This window comes from Halomonas sp. KM-1, from assembly GCF_000246875.1.
Classification (GTDB): Bacteria; Pseudomonadota; Gammaproteobacteria; order Pseudomonadales; family Halomonadaceae; genus Halomonas; species Halomonas aerodenitrificans.
In genome coordinates this window covers 21,499-43,466 of the sequence record NZ_BAEU01000003.1, presented here as the reverse complement: position 1 = coordinate 43,466, position 21,968 = coordinate 21,499, and the positions used below count along the sequence as shown (strand labels likewise).

At 66.0% G+C, this 21,968-nt stretch carries 19 protein-coding genes and 2 tRNA genes; 18 read left to right on the top strand and 3 right to left on the bottom strand.

Translation table 11 applies throughout. The features are described from left to right. Positions 1-149 (bottom strand): AAA family ATPase (locus B8115_RS00260; protein WP_010625719.1); only part of this gene is annotated, 149 nt, incomplete at its 3' end. A 234-nt stretch (positions 150-383) separates the two neighbouring features. Between B8115_RS00260 and grpE the strand changes: the two genes are divergently transcribed. The 5 genes from grpE (at position 384) to B8115_RS00235 (ending at position 5,685) form a co-directional block, all read left to right on the top strand. Beyond that, positions 384-1,013 (top strand): nucleotide exchange factor GrpE, encoded by a 630-nt coding sequence (gene grpE, locus B8115_RS00255; RefSeq protein ID WP_010625718.1) that lies wholly within the window; start codon positions 384-386, stop codon positions 1,011-1,013. Positions 1,014-1,134: 121 nt separating this feature from the next. Beyond that, positions 1,135-3,066 carry a molecular chaperone DnaK gene (gene dnaK, locus B8115_RS00250; protein WP_010625717.1) on the top strand — a complete coding sequence of 644 codons (1,932 nt, stop codon included), beginning with the start codon at positions 1,135-1,137 and terminating at the stop codon, positions 3,064-3,066. Positions 3,067-3,171: 105 nt separating this feature from the next. Further along, positions 3,172-4,323: a molecular chaperone DnaJ gene (gene dnaJ, locus B8115_RS00245; protein ID WP_010625716.1), complete on the top strand. Its 1,152-nt coding sequence runs from the start codon at positions 3,172-3,174 to the stop codon at positions 4,321-4,323. Between the two features lie 175 nt (positions 4,324-4,498). After that, positions 4,499-4,780: a DUF2218 domain-containing protein gene (locus tag B8115_RS00240; protein WP_010625715.1), complete on the top strand. Its 282-nt coding sequence runs from the start codon at positions 4,499-4,501 to the stop codon at positions 4,778-4,780. Further along, positions 4,777-5,685, top strand: coding sequence for a DMT family transporter (locus tag B8115_RS00235; protein WP_010625714.1), 909 nt, complete (start codon positions 4,777-4,779; stop codon positions 5,683-5,685). Before B8115_RS00240 ends, B8115_RS00235 begins: the two co-directional genes overlap by 4 nt. Here the strand turns inward: B8115_RS00235 and B8115_RS00230 are convergent. Continuing rightward, positions 5,682-7,670, bottom strand: coding sequence for an MBL fold metallo-hydrolase (locus B8115_RS00230; RefSeq protein ID WP_010625713.1), 1,989 nt, complete (start codon positions 7,668-7,670; stop codon positions 5,682-5,684). The two genes, B8115_RS00235 and B8115_RS00230, sit on opposite strands and share 4 nt — an antisense overlap. A 132-nt stretch (positions 7,671-7,802) precedes the next feature. On the opposite strand from B8115_RS00230, the gene dapB reads away from it, so the two are divergent. The 4 genes from dapB to greA all read left to right on the top strand — a co-directional run bounded on the left by dapB (position 7,803) and on the right by greA (position 13,877). Next, on the top strand, positions 7,803-8,606 hold the full coding sequence (dapB, locus tag B8115_RS00225; protein ID WP_010625712.1) for a 4-hydroxy-tetrahydrodipicolinate reductase: 804 nt from the start codon (positions 7,803-7,805) through the stop codon (positions 8,604-8,606). A 364-nt stretch (positions 8,607-8,970) separates the two neighbouring features. Further along, positions 8,971-10,116 (top strand): glutamine-hydrolyzing carbamoyl-phosphate synthase small subunit, encoded by a 1,146-nt coding sequence (carA, locus tag B8115_RS00220; protein ID WP_010625711.1) that lies wholly within the window; start codon positions 8,971-8,973, stop codon positions 10,114-10,116. Positions 10,117-10,173: 57 nt separating this feature from the next. Next, on the top strand, positions 10,174-13,404 hold the full coding sequence (carB, locus tag B8115_RS00215; RefSeq protein WP_010625710.1) for a carbamoyl-phosphate synthase large subunit: 3,231 nt from the start codon (positions 10,174-10,176) through the stop codon (positions 13,402-13,404). Next, positions 13,401-13,877, top strand: coding sequence for a transcription elongation factor GreA (greA, locus tag B8115_RS00210; RefSeq protein ID WP_010625709.1), 477 nt, complete (start codon positions 13,401-13,403; stop codon positions 13,875-13,877). Before carB ends, greA begins: the two co-directional genes overlap by 4 nt. Positions 13,878-13,990: 113 nt before the next feature. Here greA and yhbY read toward each other — a convergent pair whose 3' ends face one another. Further along, positions 13,991-14,317: a ribosome assembly RNA-binding protein YhbY gene (yhbY, locus tag B8115_RS00205; protein WP_010625708.1), complete on the bottom strand. Its 327-nt coding sequence runs from the start codon at positions 14,315-14,317 to the stop codon at positions 13,991-13,993. Positions 14,318-14,481: 164 nt separating this feature from the next. Here yhbY and rlmE point away from each other — a divergent pair, with 164 nt between their 5' ends. The 9 genes from rlmE (at position 14,482) to rimP (ending at position 21,946) form a co-directional block, all read left to right on the top strand. Beyond that, positions 14,482-15,222: a 23S rRNA (uridine(2552)-2'-O)-methyltransferase RlmE gene (rlmE, locus tag B8115_RS00200; RefSeq protein ID WP_010625707.1), complete on the top strand. Its 741-nt coding sequence runs from the start codon at positions 14,482-14,484 to the stop codon at positions 15,220-15,222. Between the two features lie 224 nt (positions 15,223-15,446). Then, positions 15,447-17,468, top strand: coding sequence for an ATP-dependent zinc metalloprotease FtsH (gene ftsH / locus B8115_RS00195; RefSeq protein WP_026037778.1), 2,022 nt, complete (start codon positions 15,447-15,449; stop codon positions 17,466-17,468). Between the two features lie 155 nt (positions 17,469-17,623). Beyond that, positions 17,624-18,418: a dihydropteroate synthase gene (gene folP / locus B8115_RS00190; protein WP_010625705.1), complete on the top strand. Its 795-nt coding sequence runs from the start codon at positions 17,624-17,626 to the stop codon at positions 18,416-18,418. Beyond that, positions 18,411-19,760, top strand: a complete 1,350-nt coding sequence (glmM, locus tag B8115_RS00185) for a phosphoglucosamine mutase (protein ID WP_026037776.1) — start codon at positions 18,411-18,413, stop codon at positions 19,758-19,760. The genes folP and glmM overlap by 8 nt, the downstream gene beginning before the upstream one ends. A gap of 72 nt (positions 19,761-19,832) precedes the next feature. Beyond that, positions 19,833-20,582: a triose-phosphate isomerase gene (tpiA, locus tag B8115_RS00180; protein WP_010625703.1), complete on the top strand. Its 750-nt coding sequence runs from the start codon at positions 19,833-19,835 to the stop codon at positions 20,580-20,582. Between the two features lie 4 nt (positions 20,583-20,586). Then, positions 20,587-20,946, top strand: coding sequence for a preprotein translocase subunit SecG (gene secG, locus B8115_RS00175; protein ID WP_010625702.1), 360 nt, complete (start codon positions 20,587-20,589; stop codon positions 20,944-20,946). Positions 20,947-20,970: 24 nt separating this feature from the next. Next, positions 20,971-21,057: transfer RNA gene (locus B8115_RS00170), tRNA-Leu, on the top strand. Positions 21,058-21,193: 136 nt separating this feature from the next. Beyond that, positions 21,194-21,270, top strand: a tRNA-Met gene (locus B8115_RS00165). 214 nt (positions 21,271-21,484) lie between these two features. Continuing rightward, complete coding sequence (rimP, locus tag B8115_RS00160; protein WP_010625701.1) at positions 21,485-21,946, top strand: ribosome maturation factor RimP; 462 nt, start codon at positions 21,485-21,487, stop codon at positions 21,944-21,946. Positions 21,947-21,968 lie beyond the last annotated feature (22 nt).

The window sequence follows — 21,968 nt, the reverse complement described above, 5'->3', positions numbered from 1 at the left end:
CTGCGCTCGCCCAGGCACAGCCCCAGGGCGCCGAGCAGGATCGACTTGCCGGCGCCGGTCTCGCCGGTGATGGCGGTCATGCCGCCGGCAAGCTCCAGATCGAGCGTATCGACGATGGCGTAATCGCGAATGGCAAGCTGAGTCAGCATGGGACCTCCCGGCGGCCGGTATCCTGGTGAGCTGGATATCCATACACGTTATTGCGTTTTTATACAGTAGTCGAGGTTCGCTCACAACACATGCGCAAAACAGACCCCATCGTTGATGCCCGATCACTTGAGTTTGCGGCGAGGACCCCCATATAGGCCGCAGACCTTACAAGGCATTTGCCGATTCGAAATCTTTCCGGCCTCGCTGGGCCGGTGCTGCTTCAGGAGATGCGCATGGCTAAAGAACCCCAGACCCCGCTTGACGACGAGCTGGCGCGGCGCGAGAAAGAGGCCCGTCCGGAGCCGCTGGAAGGCGAGCTGGACGATGCGGCTAGCCTCGTGGAGGACGACGCCGCGGCTTCCGAGGAGCCGACGGAGGTGAGCGACAACCCCGAGGCCGACATGCTGGCAGCCCAGGTCGAGGAGCTGGAGCAGAGCTTGGCCGAGGCCAAGGACCAGGCGCTGCGCGCCGCCGCCGAAGCGCAGAACGTGCGGCGCCGCGCCGAGCAGGAGGCCGAGAAGGCGCGCAAGTTCGCCCTGGAGCGCTTCGTCAAGGAACTGCTGCCGGTGGTCGACAGCCTGGAGAAGGCGCTGGACGCCATGGGCGAGGACGCCAGCGATGTTCACCGCGAGGGCGTGGCCATGACGCTGAAGATGCAGCAGGACGTGCTGGCCAAGTTCGGCGTCGAAACGGTCGAGCCGGCCGGCGAGCCGTTCGACCCGAAGTTCCACGAAGCGATGGCCATGGTGCCCAACCCCGAGCTCGAGCCCAATAGCGTGATGGAAGTGATCCAGAAGGGCTACCTGCTCAACGGGCGCCTGGTGCGTCCGGCCATGGTGGTGGTCAGTCAGGCCACCGGCTGAGGCCTAGCGAATGAAAACGGGGGCGGGGCTTGAAAAGCCACCCGGCGCCCCCAGATAGACGTCAACCGCGGCAACTGCCGCAGCGATGGATTCAAGGCAAACGAATTTTCGAGGATTTCCTATGGGACGCATCATCGGTATTGACCTGGGGACCACCAACTCCTGTGTGGCCGTGCTCGACGGCGACAGCGCCAAGGTGATCGAGAACGCCGAAGGTGCCCGCACCACGCCTTCCATCATCGCCTATACCGATGATGGCGAGATTCTGGTGGGGCAGTCGGCCAAGCGCCAGGCGGTGACCAACCCGCAGAACACCCTGTACGCCATCAAGCGCCTGATCGGTCGTCGCTTCAAGGATGACGTGGTGCAGAAGGACATCAAGATGGTGCCCTACGGCATCACCGAGGCCGACAACGGCGACGCCTGGGTGCAGGTGAAGGACAAGAAGCTGGCACCGCCGCAGGTCAGCGCCGAAGTGCTGAAGAAGATGAAGAAGACCGCCGAGGACTACCTGGGCGAGCCGGTCACCGAGGCGGTGATCACCGTGCCGGCCTACTTCAACGACAGCCAGCGTCAGGCCACCAAGGACGCCGGTCGTATCGCCGGTCTCGAAGTCAAGCGCATCATCAACGAGCCCACCGCGGCGGCGCTGGCCTACGGCATGGACAAGTCGCGCGGCGACAAGACCATCGCCGTGTACGACCTGGGCGGCGGTACCTTCGACATCTCCATCATCGAGGTGGCCGACGTCGACGGCGAGACCCAGTTCGAGGTGCTGGCCACCAACGGCGACACCTTCCTCGGTGGTGAAGACTTCGACATGGCGCTGATCAACTACCTGGTCGATCAGTTCAAGGCCGACAGCGGCATCGACCTGTCCGGCGACAACCTGGCCATGCAGCGCCTCAAGGAAGCCGCCGAGAAGGCCAAGATCGAGCTTTCCAGCGCGCAGCAGACCGACGTCAACCTGCCCTATATCACCGCCGACAACACCGGGCCCAAGCACCTCAACGTGAAGGTGACCCGGGCCAAGCTGGAGTCGCTGGTGGAAGAGCTGGTGCAGCGCTCGCTGGGGCCGTGCAAGACCGCGCTGTCCGACGCCGGCCTGTCCGCTTCCGAGATCGACGACGTGATCCTGGTCGGCGGCCAGACCCGCATGCCGCTGGTGCAGAAGAAGGTTGCTGACTTCTTCGGCAAGGAAGCGCGCAAGGACGTCAACCCGGATGAGGCCGTGGCCGTGGGTGCGGCGATCCAGGGCGGCGTGCTGGGCGGCGACGTCAAGGACGTGCTGCTGCTCGACGTCACTCCGCTGACCCTGGGTATCGAGACCCTGGGCGGCGTGATGACTCCGCTGATTGAGAAGAACACCACCATCCCGACCAAGAAGACCCAGACCTTCTCGACCGCGGATGACAACCAGACTGCCGTGACCATTCACGTGCTTCAGGGTGAGCGCAAGCAGGCTGGCCAGAACAAGTCGCTGGGCCGCTTCGACCTGGCCGACATTCCGCCGGCGCCGCGCGGCGTGCCGCAGATCGAGGTGGCCTTCGACCTCGACGCCAACGGCATCCTCAACGTGTCCGCCAAGGACAAGGCCACCGGCAAGGAGCAGTCGATCGTCATCAAGGCCTCCAGCGGTCTGACCGATGAAGAGATCGAGCAGATGGTGCGCGACGCCGAGGCCCACGCCGACGAGGACAAGAAGTTCGAGGAGCTGGTGGCGCTGCGCAACCAGGCCGACGGCATGGTCCACGCCGCGCGCAAGACCGTGCAGGAAGCCGGCGAGCATGGCACCGACGAGGAGAAGCAGGCCATCGAGACGGCCGCCTCCGAACTCGAGGAAGCGCTCAAGGGCGACGACAAGGACGACATCCAGGCCAAGCTGGACAAGCTGACCGAGCTCTCCGGTAACCTGGCGCAGAAGATGTATGCCGCCCAGGCCGAGGCCGCCCAGCAGGCCGGTGGCGAGGGCCAGGAGGCCGGTGCCAAGCAGGAAGACGACGTGGTCGACGCCGAGTACGAAGAAGTCAACGACGATCAGAAGAAGCAGTAATCGCCAAGGCGATGCCACGGACGACGGTAGCGCGGGGGGACGACTCCCGCGTTGCCGTTTCCGCGGATCGGGCAGCACTGCCTAGACCAGGAGGCGCATGGACCCATGTCCAAACGCGATTATTACGAGGTGCTCGGTGTCGAACGAGGGACCGACACCAAAGAGATCAAGAAGGCCTACCGGCGGCTGGCGCAGAAGTATCATCCGGACCGTAACCCGGACGATGACAAGGCCGCCGAGAAGTTTCGCGAGGTCTCCGAGGCCTACGAGATCCTCTCCGACAACGAGAAGCGTGCCGCCTACGACCAGTTCGGCCATGCCGGCGTAGACGGACAGGCCGGAGGTTTCGGCGCTGGCGGCTTCGGCGGTGCGGGTGCCGGCGGCTTCAGCGACATCTTCGGCGACGTGTTCGGCGACATCTTCGGTGGCGGCGGCGGTCGGCGCAGCCCCCATGCGCCGCAGCGCGGCAGCGACCTTCGCTACAACCTCGAGCTCGATCTCGAGAGCGCGGTGGCCGGCACCACGGTGGACATTCGCGTGCCGCGTCACGTGGAGTGCAGCCGCTGCGACGGCGAGGGCGCCGAGCCGGGCTCCACCAAGGAGACCTGCCCCACCTGTAACGGCCTGGGTCAGGTGCGCATGCAGCAGGGCTTCTTCGCCGTGCAGCAGACCTGTCCCACCTGTCACGGCAGCGGCGTGCACATCAAGGTGCCGTGTCACAAGTGCCACGGTGAAGGCCGTGTGCGTGAGACCCGCACCCTGTCGGTGAAGATTCCCGCTGGGGTCGATACCGGCGACCGCATTCGTCTCAACGGCGAGGGCGAGTCCGGCATCAACGGCGGCCCGCCCGGCGATCTCTACGTGCAGGTGGCGATAAAGCCACACCGTATCTTCCAGCGCGACGGCAAGCACCTGCAGTGCGAGGTGCCGATCAACTTCGTCGATGCCGCACTCGGTGGCGAGCTCGAAGTGCCCACCCTGGATGGCCGGGTCAAGCTCAAGATTCCGCCCGAGACCCAGACCGGCAAGCTGTTCCGCCTGCGCGGCAAGGGCGTCAAGCCGGTTCGCGGGGGCCCCCCCGGCGACCTGCTGTGCAAGGTGGTGGTGGAGACCCCGGTCAACCTCAGCGAAGACCAGAAGGCGCTGCTGCGCCAGCTTCAGGAGAGCCTGGGGGGCAGCAACAGCGCTCACCACTCGCCGAAGAAGAGCGGCTTCTTCGACGGCGTGAAGAAGTTTTTCGAAGACATGAAGCCGTAAGGCGGAACTGCGCCACGAAAGCCCCCGAGCCCTGGCGGTGTCGGGGGCTTTTGCGTTTTCGGCGTGAACGGTTCCTTCGAACCCAGCGTTCCGCCCTGCGCTGTGCATCGGGGCTGGCGCCAACCCGCTCCGGCGTCTTAGTCTGTTGGCTCAGATACGAATGGAGATCGTTGCTATGCCGATGTCGCGTGCGGTGATCGCCACCGAATCCGGGGCGAGGGTGATGAACCGGCTGTGCAAGCACTGGGCGCACAAGCTGGAGGTGGAGCAGGGCGAGGAGCAGAGTCGCGTGGCGTTCGAGGGCGGCTCCTGTGTGATGCGCGTCGAGCCGGGCAAGCTGCTGGTAGCCATCGAGGCGCTGGACGAAGAGGTGCTCGATCAGCTCGAGGGCGTGGTGGATTCCCACCTGCAGCGTATGGCGGGCGACGAGGAACTGGCTATCGTCTGGGAAAATTGAGCGCGCCGACGTCGCTCCGCCTGGCCCACCTCGGCATGCTGCTGTGGGCCCTGCTGGTGGGGCTGTCGTTTCCCGCCGTGGGGCTGATGAGCGAGCTGCCGCCGCTGTCGCTCACCGCCCTGCGTTTTGCCATCGCCTGTGCCGGGCTGTGGTGGCTGGCGCGGCGCTCGTCCGACTTCCTCCCGCCCTGGCGGGTGTTGCCGCTCTACACCCTGATGGGGCTGTGCCTGGCCGGTTTCTTCGGCGCCATGTTCTGGGCCGCCCATCACGCCACCGCGCTCTCCATGGCCACCCTCTACGTCACCGTGCCGCTGCTGGCCTACCTGCTGGGGCTCGGTTTTCGCGTCGAGCGGTTGGGCTGGCAGCTGCCGGCCATTCTCGCGCTGGGAGCTGCTGGGGCACTGGCGCTCGCCTTCGCTGAGGCCCGCAGCCACGGCGAAGGCATGCGGGTGGGGGTCGGCGAGGCGGTGTTCTTCCTCGGCTGCGTGTCGTCGGCGCTCTATCCGGTGCTGAGCAAATGGGGGCTGGCGCGGGAGTGGCTGCCAGAGTCGGCGGCGGTACGCACCTTCTGGAGCCTGGGGCTGGGCGGCATCGCCATCGGCCTGCTGGGACTCGCCATCGAACCCGCCACGCAGCTCGTTACCATGCGCTGGCAGGATCTGGCTCTGGTGGTCTATCTCGGGCTCTTCTCCAGTGCGCTCACCTTCTGGCTGATGCAGCGCGCTACCTCGGTGCTCACGCCGGGAGCCGTGACCGCCTACGGCTACATGGTGCCCTTCGTCTCCATGCTGCTGCTATTCGTCAACGCCCCCGAGCAGCTCGGCTGGCACTGGCTGCCGGGCAGCGCTCTGGTGCTCGCCGCCATCGGGCTGCTGCTGTGTCAGGATGGCAAAGCGGCCCGTTAATCCAGCTTGTCGTCATCCGTGGCTTCGCTACCTGGCGTCGCGGCCAGCCGCGCAAAATGGCGGCGAATTTCGGCGTAGAGCTCGCTCACGTCCTCCACGTGACGGCGCGAGAAGTGGAACGGCACCAGCTGGCCGACCCCGGCCGCGGCGGCGATTTCACCGCAGGCGCGGGCGGTCAGATGGCCGGTAAGCCGGGCCTGCTCGGCCTGGTCTTCACGAAACGAAGCCTCGCAGAACAGCACCTCGGCGCCGTGGGCAAGCGCACCTAGGCGCTCGCGGTTTTCCGGCGTGTCGCCGAAGTCGGTGGCATAGACCAGGCGCTGGCCCGGCTGCGCGAACAGCAGTTGCTCGGCCAGTTCGACGACGGAGTGCCGGCTGCCGTCGGGCAGGGCAATCTCGTCTGCGTTGCCTTCCAGCGCGCGCTGCTTGAGCTCGCCGAGCCAGGGGCCGGGCGCCCAGCCGTGGGCGTCCAGGCACTCCTTGCGCACCTTGAGCTGCGTCGCCGGCTCGTAGGCGAAGGCCAGCACCGGGGTGCCGTGATCCAGCGTGGCGGCGCGCACGCGAAAGCCGGGCTCGGCGTGGATCACGCCGCCATCCACCTCGCGTGGGGAGAGTACCTGCATCGGCTGCCCGGCAACGAGGCGATAGTGGGCCAGGCGCTCGCCGTGCAGCTCGAAGACCTCGAAGCGGGGCGCCTTCTCCTCGACCCGGTCCCACAGGATGCCGCGCAGAAAACCATCCAAGTGAGTGGCGAGCCCGGGCGGGCCGTAGACACGGCAGGCCGGATAGTCGCCGATGCGTGAGCGCAGCAGCCACAGGAAACCGCCGACATGGTCGACGTGGGCGTGGCTGATGAAGACGTCGCTGATCTGGTGGGCCAGCCGCGCCGGTAGTCGGCCGGGGTCGCCCAGGTCGAACAGCAGGCTGCGCTTGCGGTGGCGCAGGCGCAGATGCAGCAGCGGGTCGCCGAATACGCCGTTGACCAGCGTGGCGCGCAGTCCATTGAAGCGCAGCGTCGGGCGGGGGCCGGTGGTGTTTTCCTGAGGGGTAGTCGAGAGCGTCGGCTCTTCGCCGGATGCGGTCGACGAGGGGCGAGGATGGGGGCGCGCCGTGCCGAGCTGACCCTCGGCGTTGCGCCGGGCATCGCGAATGACCAGGGTGCGCGGCGTGTTCGTCAGGGGCGGAGTGCGCACGCTGAGCCGATGGCTCTCCACAGCGATGACTTCGCCCATGGCCAGGCTCGTCCCGGCGGCATCGAGCAGGCCGACCTGGCGTCCTGGCCAGGCATGAGGAGCATCGCCGGGCGGCGGGGCGCCGACGATGATCAGCGCCGACAGGTCGAGTTCCCGCGTCTCGGCGCCGTCGAGATAGGCGTCCCAGGCGCCGGTGCGCCACTGGCGGCGCAGCTGTTTGCCGGGGTGGCGCGCCTGAGGGTGCGCGGGCAGGTTCAGCGTCGCCAGGCCAAGGGCGGAGCGCTCATGTGGATACGGATCGCGCTCCTGCGCCGGCGCCAGGCGTACCACGGCACTCACCCGGCCGGCGTTGGCCAGTGCCGGCAGCAGCTCGGCGCCGCCGATACCGCGCTCCACGCCAGGAGCGTCGATGAGCAGCGGCGTCGCGTCGAGCCGTGCGACCATGCGGCGTACGGCTTCTATCAGCGGCAGGCGGAAGCGGGCGCTGTCCAGCGTGGCCAGTGCCTCGATGGCTTCCAGCTGCCAGTCGCCCAGGCGCGCATCCCAGCGCCCCAGGCGCTCATCCCAGTGCCCCAGGCATACGGCGCCGGGCGGGCCGAAGCCGGGCAGACCGGGGTCGGCGGCCAGGCAACGACACACCTGGCCGCGTTCGGCCAGGGCCGCCGCCGCGCTTCGTGCCAGGGTGCTCTTGCCGCTGCCGGGTGGGCCGGTGAGCAGCACGCGCGGATGTCGTTCGAGCAGCTCGACCAAGGCGGCTACGCGGGTGGTGTCGGGCGGCATCGGCTCAGACATGGCGTTCCTTGTGTGGGGGCGTCATGCCCAGTGTGGGCGATTCCGCCGCCGCTGCCCAAGCGCCCGGCCAGCCCGGTCGATGCTCTGATATACTGCTTCGATTCCCACTCGTCAGCTTTCGCAGGAGTCCGCATGACCCGTATCGCCATCGTCGGTGTCGCCGGCCGCATGGGCCGCACCCTGGTCAACGCCGTGCAGGAGGATGCCGGCGCCACCCTGGCCGGCGGTATCGTCGAGCCGGGCAGTTCGCTGGTTGGGGCCGATATCGGCGAGTTGGCGGGGCTCGGCAAGCTGGGCGTCGCCGCGGTGGACTCCCTCGAGGCCATCGTCGACGACTTCGACGTGTTGATCGACTTCACCGCCCCCCAGGTCACGCTGGCCAACCTGTCCTTCTGCGCGGCGCACGGCAAGCGCATGGTGATCGGCACCACCGGACTTGCCGACGACGAGCTGGCCGAGCTTGACGGCTATCGCGAGCGGCTGCCCTTCGTCTTCGCCCCCAACATGAGCGTCGGAGTGAACCTGACCCTCAAGCTGCTCGAGACTGCGGCCCGGGCGCTGGGCGACGAGGGCTACGACATCGAGGTGATCGAGGCTCACCACCGGCACAAGGTCGACGCGCCCTCCGGCACCGCGCTGAAGATGGGCGAGGTGGTGGCCGAGGCGCTGGGGCGCACGCTCAAGGAGCACGGCGTGTTCGAGCGTGTCGGCCAGTGCGGGCCGCGGGACCCCAAGGAGATCGGTTTCGCCACGGTGCGCGCCGGCGACATCGTCGGCGAGCACACGGTGATGTTCGCCACCGAGGGCGAGCGCATCGAGATCACCCACAAGGCCTCGAGCCGCATGACCTTCGCCAAGGGCGCGGTGAGGGCGGCGCGCTGGGTCGCCGACCAGAGTAATGGACGTTACGGCATGCAGGACGTGTTGGGCCTGTAAGCGCAGGGCAAGCCACGCGAGACGCCGGGGACAGGTTGAAAAAAGGAGAGAGGGAGCTGTCGACGGGGTAGTCCCGAGGACATCGCCAACTGCTCTGGACTGCCCGATGGGGGTAGCCGCTGAGCGCCATTTCCTGTAACATCTCCAAAATTTTGGCCGGGCGCCTGAAATACAGCAGTCCAACTGCGCGCTTGTTGCGTGGCCAGCCCCGAGCAAACAGAGACAACAAGCGGGATGAAACCGGTTCCATCGGCTTCGTCCCGCTTTTTTACGAGCCAAATCTGTCGCCGCGACGATAGCCGCCGAGCCTGCGCCCCTCAGGCTCGCACCAGCATGGGAGGACCTTGTCTTGAACAGCCCCGCATTGAGCAGACCCGCGATATTGGCCCTGGAAAACGGCAGCGTGTTTCACGGCACCGCCATCGGCGCCGATGGGCAGACCAGCGGCGAGGTGGTGTTCAATACAGCCATGACCGGCTATCAGGAGATCCTCACCGATCTCTCCTACACCCGACAGATCGTGACCCTGACCTACCCGCACATCGGTAACACCGGCGTCAACGCCGAAGACGTCGAGTCGGGCTCGATCGCCGCCGCCGGCCTGGTGATCCGCGACCTGCCGCTCATCGCCAGCAACTTCCGCTCCGAGCAGTCGCTCTCCGACTACCTCAAGAGCCAGAACGTGCTCGGCATCGCCGATATCGACACCCGCCGCCTGACCCGCATCCTGCGCGACAAGGGGGCCCAGAACGGCGCCATCCTGGCGGGGCGGGAGGCCGAGGGCGAAGACGCCGTCGAGCGTGCGCTGGCCGCGGCGCGGGCGTTCCCCGGGCTCAAGGGCATGGATCTGGCCAAGGAAGTCAGCTGCAAGCAGGCCTACGAGTGGAACGAGGCAGAGTGGGTGCTGGGCCAGGGTAACGTCGATGCCAGTGGCAGCGAGCGCCCCTTCCACGTGGTGGTCTACGACTACGGCGTGAAGTACAACATCCTGCGCATGCTGGCCTCCCGCGGCTGTCGCCTCACCGTGGTGCCGGCGCAGACCCCGGCCAGCGACGTGCTGGCGCGCAATCCGGACGGCATCCTGCTGGCCAACGGTCCCGGCGACCCCGCCCCCTGCGACTACGCCATCAAGGCGATCCAGGAGATTCTCGAGACCAACGTGCCGGTGTTCGGCATCTGCCTCGGCCATCAGCTGCTGGCCCTGGCCGCCGGTGCCAAGACGGTGAAGATGAACCACGGCCACCACGGTGCCAACCACCCGGTGCAGGATCTCGACAGCGGCCACGTGATGATCACCAGCCAGAACCACGGCTTCGCCGTCGACGAGGCGAGCCTGCCGGGCAACGTGCGCGCCATTCACCGTTCGCTGTTCGACGGCACGCTGCAGGGCATCGAGCTGACCGACCGCCCGGCCTTCAGCTTCCAGGGCCACCCGGAAGCGAGCCCCGGACCGCGCGACGTGTCGCCGCTGTTCGACCGCTTCGTGACGATGATGCGTGAGCGCCGCTGAGCGGCGCCGCCTTCGTCTTATCGCCTGCTATCAACGAATCCAGCCGCGGGAACCGACATGCCCAAGCGTACCGACATAAACAGCATCCTGATCATTGGCGCCGGCCCCATCGTCATCGGCCAGGCGTGCGAATTCGACTACTCCGGCGCCCAGGCCTGCAAGGCGCTGCGTGAGGAGGGCTACCGGGTCATCCTGGTCAACTCCAACCCGGCCACCATCATGACCGACCCGGTGATGGCCGACGCCACCTATATCGAGCCGATCACCTGGCAGGCGGTGGAGAAGATCATCGAGGCCGAGCGCCCCGACGCCATCCTGCCCACCATGGGCGGCCAGACCGCGCTGAACTGTGCGCTGGCGCTCGACAAGCACGGCGTGCTCGAGAAGTACGGCGTGGAGATGATCGGCGCCAACGCCGACACCATCGACAAGGCCGAAGACCGCGACCGCTTCGACAAGGCGATGAAGAACATCGGACTGGAGTGCCCGCGGGCCAAGGTCGCCCACTCCATGGAAGAGGCCTGGGAGATCCAGGCCGAGCTCGGCTTCCCGGTGATCATCCGCCCCTCCTTCACCATGGGCGGCTCCGGCGGCGGCGTGGCCTACAACAAGGAGGAGTTCGAGGAGATCTGCGATCGTGGCTTCGACCTCTCGCCCACCAAGGAGCTGCTGATCGACGAGTCGCTGCTGGGCTGGAAGGAGTACGAGATGGAGGTCGTTCGTGACAAGAACGACAACTGCATCATCGTCTGCGCGATCGAGAACTTCGACCCCATGGGCGTGCATACCGGCGACTCCATCACCGTGGCCCCGGCGCAGACGCTGACCGACAAGGAATACCAGATCATGCGCGACGCATCGCTTGCGGTGCTACGCGAGATCGGCGTCGAGACCGGCGGCTCCAACGTGCAGTTCGGCGTCGACCCCAAGACCGGGCGCATGGTGGTCATCGAGATGAACCCGCGGGTGTCGCGCTCCTCGGCGCTGGCCTCCAAGGCCACCGGCTTCCCGATCGCCAAGATCGCCGCCAAGCTGGCGGTGGGCTACACCCTGGACGAGCTCTCCAACGACATCACCGGCGGCCGCACCCCGGCTTCGTTCGAGCCCTCCATCGACTACGTGGTCACCAAGATTCCGCGCTTCACCTTCGAGAAGTTCCCCCAGGCCAACGACCGCCTCACCACCCAGATGAAGTCGGTGGGCGAGGTGATGGCCATCGGGCGTACCTTCCAGGAGTCGCTGCAGAAGGCGCTGCGCGGGCTCGAGACCGGCAATGACGGCCTCGACCCCAAGGTGAGCGAGTTCACCGAAGAGGCGATGCAGCACATCAAGGGTGAGCTGCAGGCCGCCGGCGCCGAGCGCATCTTCTACATCGCCGACGCCATGCGCGCCGGCCTGAGCGTGGAAGAGATCTTCACCCTGACCAATATCGACCCCTGGTTCCTGGTCCAGCTCGAGGAACTGGTGCGTATCGAGCAGGACGTGGCCAAGCGCTCGCTCTCAGAGTTCAGCGCCCAGGAGCTGTTCCGTCTCAAGCGCAAGGGCTTCTCCGACGCGCGCCTGGCCAAGCTGCTCGGCGTTTCCGAGAAGGAATTCCGCAAGACCCGCCAGAAGGCCGGCATCCGCCCGGTCTACAAGCGCGTCGACACCTGTGCCGCCGAGTTCGCCTCGGACACCGCCTACATGTACTCCACCTATGAGGAGGAGTGCGAGGCCGAGGTCAGCGACCGTCAGAAGATCATGGTGCTGGGCGGCGGGCCCAACCGCATCGGTCAGGGCATCGAGTTCGACTACTGCTGCGTCCACGCCGCCTTCGCCATGCGCGACGACGGCTACGAGACCATCATGGTCAACTGCAACCCGGAGACCGTCTCCACCGACTACGACACCTCCGACCGCCTCTACTTCGAACCGGTGACCCTGGAGGACGTGCTGGAGATCGCCGACAAGGAGCAGCCGGTCGGCGTGATCGTGCAGTTCGGCGGCCAGACCCCGCTCAAGCTCGCCCGTGAGCTCGAGGCCGCCGGCGTGCCGATCATCGGCACCACCCCGGACGCCATCGACCGTGCCGAGGACCGCGAGCGTTTCCAGCAGATGATAGACAAGCTGGGCCTCAAGCAGCCGCCCAACGCCACCGCGCGCAGCTTCGACGAGGCCTTCGCCAAGGCCGAGGCGATCGGCTACCCGCTGGTGGTGCGGCCGAGCTACGTGCTCGGCGGTCGTGCCATGGAGATCGTCTACTCCGCCGACGAGCTGGAGAACTACATGACCCACGCGGTCAAGGTCTCCAACGACTCGCCGGTGCTGCTCGACCACTTCCTCAATGCTGCCATCGAGATCGACATCGATGCCGTTTCCGACGGCCACGAAGTGGTAATCGGCGGCATCATGCAGCACATCGAGCAGGCCGGCGTGCACTCCGGCGACTCCGCCTGTGCGCTGCCGCCCTATTCGCTGCCCGCCGAGGTGCAGGACGAGATGCGCGATCAGGTCAAGCGCATGGCCGTCGAGCTCGGCGTGGTGGGCCTGATGAACGTGCAGCTGGCGTGGCAGGACGGCGAGATCTACGTCATCGAGGTCAACCCGCGCGCCTCGCGCACCGCGCCCTTCGTCTCCAAGTGCATCGGCACCTCGCTGGCCCAGATCGCCGCACGCTGCATGGCCGGCAAGAGCCTGGTCGAGCAGGGCTTCACCCGCGAGATCGTGCCGCACTTCTACAGCGTCAAGGAGGCGGTGTTCCCGTTCAACAAGTTCCCCGGCGTCGACCCGATCCTGTCGCCGGAGATGAAGTCCACCGGCGAGGTGATGGGCTCGGGCGAAACCTTTGCCGAGGCCTTCTACAAGGCGCAGCTGGGTGCCGGCGAGGCGATTCCCAAGCTCGAAGGCGAGCGTAAGGCGTTCCTCTCGGTACGTGAACCGGACAAGGCGGGAGTTATCGAGATCGCCCGTTCTCTGCTAGGATTGGGGTTCACCCTGTGCGCGACTCGCGGCACCGCCGCAGCCCTCGAAGCCGCCGGCCTCGAGGTGGAAGTCGTCAACAAGGTCTATGAAGGTCGTCCGCATATCGTCGATCTGCTCAAGAACGACGACATCGCCTATATCGTCAATACCACCGAGGGTCGCCAGGCGATCAACGACTCTTCGGTGATCCGCCGCACCGCACTGGCCCGCAAGGTGCCCTATGCCACTACGTTGGCAGGGGCCAGTGCCGTTTGCATGGCACTGGAATATGGCAACGAGATCACGGTGCGGCGGTTACAGGAACTGCATGCAGGAGCAACGCAATGAACAAGGTCCCGATGACCGTTGCCGGCGAAGCACGCCTGCGCAAGGAACTCGAGGAGCTCAAGAGCGAGGCGCGGCCCAAGGTGATCGCGGCCATCGCTGAAGCCCGTGAGCATGGCGATCTCAAGGAGAACGCCGAGTACCATGCGGCGCGTGAGCAGCAGGGCTTCATCGAGGGGCGTATCCAGGAGATCGAGAGCAAGCTCTCCAACGCCCAGGTGATCGATGTGGCCAAGTTGCCGCAGACCGGCAAGGTGATCTTCGGTGTCACCGTGGAGCTGATCAATCTCGGCAACGACGAGGAGGTCAGCTACCAGATCGTCGGCGAGGACGAAGCCGACATCAAGGCCGGCAAGATCTCCGTCACTTCACCCATTGCCCGTGCTCTAATCGGCAAGGAAGAGGGCGACGTGGTGGTGGTCAGCACGCCGGGCGGCGAGGTCGAGTACGAGATTTCCAGCGTCGATCACCGCTGAGCCCAGCTGAGTTCAGTCCAGCCCGGGCCGGTACGAAAAAGCCCGCGACATCATGTCGCGGGCTTGTTTTTTTAGGCCTTGGCTCTTTTTGGGCCTTGCCTCTGCGGCTTGCTTCAGTGCCGACCGTGGTGGTTCTCGAAGCGCTTGACGTTGGAGAGCTTCGGGTTGGCCTGGGGGCTCTTGCGGTAGAGCAGTGCCATCTTGCCGATGGTCTGCACGCGCTCGGCGCCGCTGGCCGCCAGCAGCTCCTCGAGCATGGCGGCGCGGTCGTCGCGCTCCGGCAGGGCCAGCTTGACCTTGATCAGCTCGTGATCGGACAGCGCCCGGTCGAGTTCCGCCAGCACGCCCTCGGAGACACCGTTCTCCGACACCGTCACCACCGGGTTGAGATGGTGGCCGATGCTGCGAAATGCTTTCTTTTGTGCCTGTGACAAGCTCATGGTATCTTGCGTCTTCCCGGTTGCGCGTAACCTGTCATGGTACGGTGAAATGCGCGCCGGCGAAAGCATGGCAAGGCCCGCCGGGCCCTCGTCCAGCTCTGCATCACACCGAACCGGGCCGGCATGTCTGCGCTCCGCTCGGCGTCTTCAGTCAAGGTGATCGTGTGGCTCGATCCACTTCCTCGTCCCGCAACGGCGCATCCGACGGCTCGCGCCGTCAGCAGCCTGGTGTCAGCAAAGGCAGTGCCAGCAAGGGCAGCGCCGGCAAGAGCAATGCCAGCAAGAGCAATGCCAGCAAGAGCAGCGCCGGCTGGCTCAAGGAGCACTTCGACGACCGTTTCGTGCAGCAGAGCTGGCAGGACGGCTATCGCTCCCGTGCCAGCTACAAGCTGCTGGCGCTCGACGAGAAGGACCGGTTGTTCAAGCCCGGCATGAGCGTGATCGACCTGGGCGCGGCCCCGGGCGGCTGGAGTCAGGTGGCGGCCGACCGCGTGGGTCCTGAAGGCATGGTGATCGCCTCGGACATCCTCGAGATGGATGCCCTGGCCGGCGTCGAGTTCATTCAGGGCGACTTCACCGAGGAGGCCGTGCTGGAGGCGATACTCGCCACCCTCGATGGCAGGCCGGTGGACCTTGTTATGTCCGACATGGCCCCCAATATGAGTGGTATGAGCGCCATCGACCAACCCCAGGCCATGTACCTGGTGGAGCTGGCGCTGGACTTGGCGCGCCAGACCCTGCGCCCCGGCGGTCGCTTCCTGGCCAAGGTGTTCCAGGGCGAAGGCTTCGATGCCTACCTGAAGGAGCTGCGTGAGAGCTTTACCAAGGTGGTGACGCGCAAGCCGGAGGCATCCCGCGCCCGTTCGCGCGAGGTCTACCTGCTGGCAGACGGATTTCGGGGCTGAGCCGCGGCTCGGCCCGACGACACGAGCCAGGGTGCGGCGGTGCCGTCCCTGGGCGATCGACAATAGCTTAAGACTAACAGCTCCATGACCAGACATGGCCGCCCAACTGTGCCACAGTGTGTGGTGGCGCGGGTGCGGCCCGCGAGGCGGAACATGGCCGCTCCATTCGTGGTCTTAGAGCCAGGCATCGTTGGCCGAGAGTAGCTTGCAATGAGGGTAGACCCTTGAATGATATGGCGAAGAATCTGATCCTCTGGTTGGTCATCGCGGCAGTGCTGCTGACGGTGTTCAACAATTTCACCGTCGATACGACACCGCAGACGATGAACTATTCCCAGTTCGTCCAGCAGGTGCAGAACCAGCAGGTCCGCAGCGTGACCATCGACGGCTACCGGATCACCGGCGAGCGCGCCGACGGCTCGCAGTTCCAGACCATCCGTCCGGCGGCGGAAGATCCCAAGCTGATCGACGACCTGCTCACCCATAACGTCACCGTGATAGGTCGCGAGCCGCAGGAGCAGAGCCTGTGGACCCGGCTGTTGATCGCCAGCTTCCCGATCCTCCTGATTCTCGCCATCTTCATGTTCTTCATGCGCCAGATGCAGGGTGGCGCCGGCGGCAAGGGCGGGCCGATGAGCTTCGGCAAGTCCAAGGCCAAGCTGCTCTCCCAGGATCAGATCAAGACCACCTTCGCCGACGTCGCCGGCTGCGACGAGGCCAAGGAAGAGGTCGAGGAGCTGGTCGACTTCCTGCGCGACCCCTCCAAGTTCCAGCGTCTGGGCGGCACCATTCCCCGCGGCGTACTGATGGTGGGGCCGCCGGGTACCGGTAAGACGCTGCTGGCCAAGTCCATCGCCGGCGAGGCCAAGGTGCCGTTCTTCTCGATCTCCGGCTCCGACTTCGTCGAAATGTTCGTCGGCGTGGGTGCGTCCCGCGTGCGCGACATGTTCGAACAGGCCAAGAAGCAGGCCCCCTGCATCATCTTCATCGACGAGATCGACGCCGTGGGCCGCTCGCGCGGCGCCGGCATGGGCGGCGGCAACGACGAGCGCGAGCAGACGCTGAACCAGCTGCTGGTGGAGATGGACGGCTTCGAGGCCAACGAGGGCATCATCGTCATCGCCGCCACCAACCGTCCCGACGTGCTCGACCCGGCGCTGCTGCGTCCGGGCCGCTTCGACCGTCAGGTGGTGGTGCCGCTGCCCGACATCCGCGGCCGTGAGCATATCCTCAACGTGCACCTGCGCAAGGTGCCGCTGGCCGACGACGTCAAGCCGTCACTGATCGCCCGCGGTACCCCCGGCTTCTCCGGTGCCGACCTGGCCAACCTGGTCAACGAGGCGGCGCTGTTCGCCGCGCGGCGCAACAAGCGCCTGGTGGGCATGGAAGAGCTGGAGCTGGCCAAGGACAAGATCATGATGGGCGCCGAGCGCCGCTCCATGGTCATGACCGACAAGGAAAAGCTCAACACCGCCTACCACGAGTCGGGCCACGCCATCATCGGTCTGGTGATGCCGGAGCACGACCCGGTCTACAAGGTCACCATCATTCCGCGCGGTCGTGCCCTGGGTGTGACCATGTTCCTGCCCGAGCAGGATCGCTACAGCCTGTCGCGTCAGCAGATCCTCAGTCAGATCTGCTCGCTGTTCGGCGGCCGTATCGCCGAGGAGATGACCCTGGGGCCGAACGGTGTCACCACCGGGGCTTCCAACGACATCAAGCGCGCTACCGAGCTGGCCCACAACATGGTCGCCAAGTGGGGCCTCTCCGAGGAGATGGGCCCGATCATGTACGACGAGGACGAGTCGCATCAGTTCCTCGGCGGCCCGGGCCAGGGCGGCGGCAAGCTGAAGTCCGGCGAGACCGTCTCCAAGCTCGACAAGGAGGTGCGCAAGGTCATCGACGAGTGCTACGCCAAGGCCAAGCAGATCCTCGAGGAAAACCGCGACAAGCTCGACGCCATGGCCGAAGCGCTGATGCAGTACGAGACCATCGACGCCGATCAGCTCAAGGACATCATGGAAGGCCGTACGCCGCGTCCGCCCAAGGACTGGGAAGACGGTGACTCGGGCACCGGCGCGCCAGTAAGCGGCGAGGCAGAGCCCAAGCCCGAAGCGGAGCCGGCACCGCAGCCGACCGATAGCAGTGGCGACGGCGGCGATGGCGGAGACCACGGTGACGAGGATGAGGACGACGAGCCTCGCCGCCGTCCCTCCGATCCGCTGGGCGGTCCCGCCGGATCGTGAGCCGCGATGCCGACACAGGCGCCCCACCGGGGCGCCTTTGCCGTGGGGCGACCTGACCCGACCCATGTCACAGGATGCATGACATGACAGATTCTCCTTCAGCGATTTGGCTGCCGTGTGGGCGGCATCGTCTGGACCTCTCCTACCCCCGCGTGATGGGGATTCTCAACGTCACTCCCGACTCCTTCTCCGACGGCGGCCGCCATGTCGCCATCGACGATGCCCTGCGTCACGCCGAGCGCATGCTGGCTGAGGGCGCGGCGATCATCGATGTGGGCGGCGAATCGACCCGCCCCGGCTCGCAGCCGGTGGCCACGCAGGAGGAACTGGACCGCGTGGCGCCGGTGGTCGAGCGGCTGGTGTGCGAACTCGATGCGCTGGTGTCGGTGGATACCAGCAATCCCGACGTGATGCGCGAGGTCGCTCAGCTGGGCGCCGGTATGCTCAACGACGTGCGCGCCCTGCAGCGCGAGGGTGCGCTGGAGGCGGCAGTCGGTACCGGCCTGCCGGTGTGCCTGATGCACATGCAGGGCGAACCACGCGACATGCAGCAGGCGCCCCACTACGATGAGCCTATCGAGGAGGCGGTGGCCGGATTCCTCGCCGCCCGGGTGGCGGCCTGCGAGGCCGCGGGGCTGCGTCGTGAGCGGCTGCTGCTCGACCCCGGCTTCGGCTTCGGCAAGACCGTGGAGCACAATCTGCGCCTGCTCAACCGCATGGAGCGCTTGGCCGAACTCGAGCTGCCGCTGCTGGTGGGCATGTCGCGCAAGAGCATGATCGGCAAGGTGCTGGGACGGCCGGTGGAGGAGCGTCTGCCCGGCGGGCTGGCGCTGGCGTCGCTGGCGATCGAGCGCGGCGCACGTATCCTGCGCGTCCATGACGTTGGCCCTGCCATGGATGCGGTGAACATGACCTGGGCCGTGCTTAGGGAAGGCTGCGAGAATGACTAGAAAATACTTTGGTACGGATGGCATTCGTGGGACGGTCGGCGAGTACCCCATTACGCCGGATTTCATGCTCAAGCTGGGCTGGGCCATGGGGCGGGTGCTGGCCCGTGAGTCGGGGCGCGCACGAGTCCTGATCGGCAAGGACACGCGCATCTCGGGTTACATGTTCGAATCGGCCCTGGAGGCGGGCCTCTCCGCCGCCGGCGTCGACGTGGCGCTGCTCGGTCCGATGCCCACCCCGGCGATCGCCTATCTCACGCGCACCTTCCGCGCCGATGCCGGTATCGTCATTTCGGCGTCGCACAACCCCTTTGCCGACAACGGCATCAAGTTCTTCTCCACCGCGGGTACCAAGCTTGCCGATGAGCTCGAAGAGCGTATCGAGGCGATGCTGGACGAGCCGCTGACCACGGTGGCGGCGGACAGGCTGGGCAAGGCGATGCGCATCGACGACGCGGCCGGTCGCTACATCGAATTCTGCAAGTCGACCATTCCCAACCGGGTCAGCTTGCACGGGCTGCGCATGGTGCTCGACTGTGCCCATGGCGCCACCTACCACATTGCGCCCAGCGTGTTCCGCGAGCTGGGTGCCGAGGTCAGCCTGGTCGGGGCCAGCCCCGACGGCCTCAACATCAACCGTGACGTCGGTTCCACCTCGCCGGCCTCCCTGCGGGCGGCGGTGATTCAACAGAGCGCCGACCTGGGCATCGCCTTCGACGGCGACGGTGACCGGGTGCTGATGGTCGATGCCGACGGTCGCGAGATCGATGGCGACGACATCCTCTACCTGATCGCCCGCGACCGCCATCAGCGCGGCCAGCTGGTGGGCGGCGTGGTCGGCACCCTGATGACCAACTTTGGCCTGGCCATGGCGCTCGAGAACATGGGCATTCCCTTCGAGCGTGCCAAGGTCGGCGACCGCTACGTGGTGGAGCGCCTGCTGGCCAATGACTGGCAGCTGGGCGGCGAGTCGTCCGGTCACATCGTCTGCGCCGACGTGCAGAGCACCGGTGACGGTATCGTCTCGGCGCTGCAGGTGCTGGCGATCATGATCAGCGAGGGTAAGCCTCTGCACACGCTGCTCGCCGGGCTGGAGAAGGTGCCGCAGGTACTGGTCAACGTGCGCCTGACGCCGGGCAGCGATGCCAAGGCGCTGATGGCGAGCCCGGCCGTCAAGGATGCCGTGGCCGAGGCGGAGGCGGAGCTGGGCGACGAGGGACGCGTACTGCTGCGCCCTTCGGGCACCGAGCCGCTGATTCGCGTCATGGTCGAAGGGCGCGCGCATCTCGACGTCGAGGGGTTGGCGCAGCGCCTGGCCGCTCAGGTCGAGGGAGAGTTGGGTTGACAACCGCCGCAACGGTTGTCTTGACTAGGCACCTCCTATACCATTTCGCTCCACTTTGAAAGAGGATGCAGCATGCGCACGCCGCTGATTGCCGGGAACTGGAAGATGAACGGTTCGGCCGCGCTGGTCGAGGAGTTCGGTCAGCGTTTCGCCGAAAAGACGCTCCCGGCGTCGCTGGACGTGGTCGTTCTGCCGCCTTTTCCCTATCTGGACGCGGCCCGGCGCGCCTTCGATGGCACGCCGATCCGCCTGGGGGCGCAAACCTTGAACCCGCTGCACTCCGGTGCCCGCACCGGCGAGGTGAGCGGGCGCATGCTCAAGGAGTTCGGCGTGGAATACGCCCTCGCGGGCCACTCCGAGCGTCGTCAGCTCTATCGCGAGGATGACGAGGCCGTGCTCGACCGGTTGCTGGCCGCGCTGAACGTGGGGATAACCCCGATTCTGTGCGTGGGCGAGACGCTGGAAGAGCGCGATGCCGGCAAGACCATGGAAGTGGTGCTGCGTCAGGTGGGCTATGTGATGGCCCGGCTGGAGCCCGATCAGCGTGAGCGTGTCGTCATCGCTTACGAACCGGTCTGGGCGATCGGTACCGGCCGCACGGCCACGCCCGAGCAGGCCCAGGAGGTCATGGCCGGTATTCGCGAATACCAGGCCGGCTATGATCGTGCTCTAGCGGCGGGCCTGCGTCTGCTCTACGGCGGCAGCATGAATGCCGACAACGCGGCTGAGCTGCTGGCTCAGCCCGACATCGACGGCGGCCTGGTGGGCGGTGCTTCGCTCAAGGTCGACGATTTCCTAGCCATTTGTCAGTCAGCAGGTTGAACTCATGCAAGTTGCCATTCTCATGATCCATGTGGCGATTGCCGTCGCCCTGGTCGTTCTCATCCTGCTTCAGCAGGGCAAGGGCGCCGAAGCCGGTGCCGCCTTCGGTGGCGGTGCCTCGCAGACCGTATTCGGCTCGCGCGGGACCGGCAGTTTTCTTTCGCGCACCACGGCGGTGCTGGCGGCGGCCTTCTTCGCCACTTCGCTGACACTGGCCTACTTCGCCACCCAGGCCGGGCAGGCGCCGGAAGCGGGAATTCCCGATGCGCGCCTGATCGAACAGCAGCGCGGCTTGCCAACGCTTGACGATGAAGCCCGCGACGTGGATAATACCGCGCCAGTGCTGGAGGAAAGCGGCGACTGAGTCGCGCTTCCGGCAGTCAAGCAAGCCGAAGTGGTGGAATTGGTAGACACGCTATCTTGAGGGGGTAGTGACCGTAAGGTCGTGCGGGTTCAAGTCCCGCCTTCGGCACCATCTGAAACGCTGCGAGCCCAATGGGGTCGTGAGTCGTCAGAAGCAGGATTGGCACCAGGAAGATTGCAGGTCCGTGTTAGCGCAAGTCTCCTTGACGCAAGCGCTTTCCACGCCTACAATCGCCGACCTGGAATGTTGCGGGGTGGAGCAGTCTGGTAGCTCGTCGGGCTCATAACCCGAAGGTCATCGGTTCAAATCCGGTCCCCGCTACCATTTTCAGCCAGGTGTTCCTATAAGGGATGCAGAGTGGCGAAAGTGGTACTACAGGTTTCTTGTGAAAGGCCCCTTCCTGCGAAGGGGCTTTTTGTTAGCAGCTTACTGCCGGCATGGGTCGGCAGTGCTTATCCGGGCAATGCCAATCAGCCACCTAGCTTTCCTGTTCACTCCCGGCCAGGTGCCTGATGCAACGGCTGTAGGAGCTTTTTCTGTGGCACTCAAGGACGCTGCGCTGCATGCGCTGATCGAACCGGTGGTCACCGCCATGGGATTCGAGCTCTGGGGCATCGAGTATCGCCCCCAGGGCAAGCACTCCCAGTTGGTGATCTACATTGATCATGCCGACGGTGTGAGCGTGGACCACTGCGCCGACGTGAGCCGTCAGGTCAGTGCCGTGCTCGACGTGGAGGATCCCATCCCGGGCGAGTATCGCCTGGAGGTGTCGTCACCGGGGATGGATCGTCCGCTCTACACCCTCGATCAGTTCGCTCGCTACGCTGGGCACGAGGTAGCACTGAAACTGCGCGTGGCCTTCGACGGACGGCGCAAGTTCCAGGGGTTGCTGGCCGGTATCGAGGAAGACGAGGTCTTGCTGCAGCTCGACGGCGAGGAATACTGCTTTCCCATCGAAAGCATCGATCAGGCACGGGTAGTCCCGCGATTCGAGGACTGAGGCGCAGGCCAGGTTCGGTGCA

What these genes read in the sequence shown, in the direction of transcription:
- B8115_RS00230 (WP_010625713.1), bottom strand. Translation starts at nt 7,670, where the DNA reads ATGTCTGAGCCGATGCCGCCCGACACCACCCGCGTAGCCGCCTTGGTC.
- B8115_RS00240 (WP_010625715.1), top strand. Translation starts at nt 4,499, where the DNA reads ATGCCGATGTCGCGTGCGGTGATCGCCACCGAATCCGGGGCGAGGGTG.
- dnaK (WP_010625717.1), top strand. Translation starts at nt 1,135, where the DNA reads ATGGGACGCATCATCGGTATTGACCTGGGGACCACCAACTCCTGTGTG.
- greA (WP_010625709.1), top strand. Translation starts at nt 13,401, where the DNA reads ATGAACAAGGTCCCGATGACCGTTGCCGGCGAAGCACGCCTGCGCAAG.
- grpE (WP_010625718.1), top strand. Translation starts at nt 384, where the DNA reads ATGGCTAAAGAACCCCAGACCCCGCTTGACGACGAGCTGGCGCGGCGC.
- yhbY (WP_010625708.1), bottom strand. Translation starts at nt 14,317, where the DNA reads ATGAGCTTGTCACAGGCACAAAAGAAAGCATTTCGCAGCATCGGCCAC.
- carB (WP_010625710.1), top strand. Translation starts at nt 10,174, where the DNA reads ATGCCCAAGCGTACCGACATAAACAGCATCCTGATCATTGGCGCCGGC.
- dnaJ (WP_010625716.1), top strand. Translation starts at nt 3,172, where the DNA reads ATGTCCAAACGCGATTATTACGAGGTGCTCGGTGTCGAACGAGGGACC.
- folP (WP_010625705.1), top strand. Translation starts at nt 17,624, where the DNA reads ATGGGGATTCTCAACGTCACTCCCGACTCCTTCTCCGACGGCGGCCGC.
- glmM (WP_026037776.1), top strand. Translation starts at nt 18,411, where the DNA reads ATGACTAGAAAATACTTTGGTACGGATGGCATTCGTGGGACGGTCGGC.
- dapB (WP_010625712.1), top strand. Translation starts at nt 7,803, where the DNA reads ATGACCCGTATCGCCATCGTCGGTGTCGCCGGCCGCATGGGCCGCACC.
- secG (WP_010625702.1), top strand. Translation starts at nt 20,587, where the DNA reads ATGCAAGTTGCCATTCTCATGATCCATGTGGCGATTGCCGTCGCCCTG.
- tpiA (WP_010625703.1), top strand. Translation starts at nt 19,833, where the DNA reads ATGCGCACGCCGCTGATTGCCGGGAACTGGAAGATGAACGGTTCGGCC.